General features: G+C 42.8%; 3 protein-coding genes and 1 pseudogene. All 4 read right to left on the reverse strand.

Annotated features, from left to right (window positions below):
* Positions 1–25 precede the first annotated feature (25 nt).
* Positions 26–481 (reverse strand): HI0074 family nucleotidyltransferase substrate-binding subunit, encoded by a 456-nt coding sequence (locus I656_RS02455; RefSeq protein ID WP_033006466.1) that lies wholly within the window; start codon positions 479–481, stop codon positions 26–28.
* Positions 482–523: 42 nt separating this feature from the next.
* Entirely contained in the window at positions 524–865 is a 342-nt protein-coding gene (locus tag I656_RS02450) for a type II toxin-antitoxin system RelE/ParE family toxin (RefSeq protein ID WP_050572321.1), read from the reverse strand.
* Positions 852–1259, reverse strand: coding sequence for an AbrB/MazE/SpoVT family DNA-binding domain-containing protein (locus I656_RS02445; protein WP_020756390.1), 408 nt, complete (start codon positions 1257–1259; stop codon positions 852–854). The genes I656_RS02450 and I656_RS02445 overlap by 14 nt, the downstream gene beginning before the upstream one ends.
* 470 nt (positions 1260–1729) lie before the next feature.
* A pseudogene (locus I656_RS0116585) lies at positions 1730–2052 on the reverse strand (transposase); the annotation flags it as partial.

The raw sequence follows: 2052 nt of genomic DNA on the forward strand, positions 1-2052 counted from the left end.
GCCCGCGAAATACGCCATCAACCGTTCAAACACGGTCGGGCTCATTCCATAGGTCACGATCGATCACTTCTTTTTTGATGTATTTGAGCAGTGCTTCAATTTCATGGACATATTGTGATACAATTCGGTTTTTAATCTGTTCATAGTCTTCCTCGTTATATACATGGGCTGCAGCGTTTCGCGAGTGCAATATATCGTTCCATACATCAATATTCTGAATCCACCCTTCCTTAAACGCCTGGCGGTAACATGCCCGCGGGTTGTTCAATTCCAGACCGGACGCTTTGAAAATTCGCGACAACAGCTTCCAGAGCTGGTCTTCCAAAATTTCATACTTTTTCACGATCGAATCACGATATACTTCCTTCAGCAGTTCATCTTCTGCCGACACTTGCTTCGACGCGGCAATGACATTCTTCAAATGAAGCAACAATCGAAACGCGCGCTGGTACGATAATACAATCGATTCTCGTTCATCCATGCCATCGTTCTCCTTTGCCCATTGTCCTAAATGGATCTGCATCTATGGCTTCGAAAATGGCGCTTGATTCGTCTTCATATAACGCTTCAGCTCTTCGTAAAAATTTTCACGCGTCCCCACCAAAACCACCACCACCACAACATGTCCGCTGTCATCTTGGTCGATCAAATAAGCAATCTCATAATTGATGCCTCGATGATAAATGTCATAACCGTAAATTCCTGCCAAATCACCAGTTTTCGCTTCCCCTGCTTCGGCGGGATCGGTAAGAATCTGCCGCAAGGCTTCGATCAAACGCTGCTTCAGAGCTGCATCCTTTTTTGTCAATTTTTTAATGGCTTTTTCTGCTTTCGGAAGCAATTGCAGTCGATTATGGTTCATCATCTTCACCAAATAACTCCTCTAACGTATCCGCGGTATACGTTTTTGCCTTCGGTCTTTCCTCAGAAATCATCGCGTTGAATGCAGGGGCAATTTGCGATTTACGGTATACAAATTCTTTGTATAGTTCTTCGCCTGTATATCCTTCTTCGATCAAGTCTTTTAAAATCAGATCGGAAAAGTCAAAATGATCCTCATGAATAGGATGAATAATTAACTTATTATCCGCTAACTCAATTAACACCTCGTTTCCAATTCCTAATTGCTCATAAAAATCCTTTGGGATCGTAATTTGTTTTTTGCTCGATACGGCAATTCGTTTCACAAGGTTTTTCTTACGGTTAGGGATATTGTCCATCGATACCTTCTCCTTTGTCATCGAATCTGATGGTACCATATTATTCCCCTCCTTCCAAAAAAATAACCAAATTTCTTGGTTTCTTTACTAATGATCATAGCATGGTGGGGAAACAAACACAATGATTTTCCCATACCGTAGGGAGGAGAAGTGTTCAATGTTTGCGGAAGAGGAATAGATTGATGCAAACACTAACATCCTAGTGGAACAAAGCGGAGAATTCCTGAACAAAACGACGCTCAATTGATGGAGGCCAAGGTTTTCAAAGATAGCGATTATTATTTCAAATAGGAACTTTCATAAATGATACGAATTCGAACGTCCATGGTGTGGAAATTCCTTCACTTTCCTTGTATTTCAAGGATTCATTTGACATTGGAACTCACATTTCGCACCCCTACTAAGTAGAACGAAAGGATTTTTTATTTGTTTTTTTAGAATAACTTTTGAACCAACACAACGAGCGATGGCAATCCTTTTTTTACCATCGCTGGTCGTTCTTTATCCCATTAGACGTAAATGCTCTCGTCCAACCCCAACCCTTGCAGAATCCTTCGCTGCTCGTACGTGAGCGGTTGGCTTAACGCACGTTGGATTTGCCCGTCTGGCTGCTTGAGAAGCACCACTTTGACATACTGAAACAACTGAAAGATCGCTTGCCCCGTCGGCCGGGTCAGTTTGCGTCCTCCTGCGCCCTTTAGAGGCTGCTCCGGAGTAATGAATTGGCGCACCCGGCGCTGGAAGACGCGATAAATGGCCAACGCCAACAAAAACAAATACCCCAGCACCGCGACCCGTTCCGGTTTTTTTACATATATAAGTTGAATTAAAG

Origin of the sequence: Geobacillus sp. WSUCF1 (genome assembly GCF_000422025.1) — a bacterium.
GTDB classification, from domain to species: Bacteria; Bacillota; Bacilli; order Bacillales; family Anoxybacillaceae; genus Geobacillus; species Geobacillus zalihae.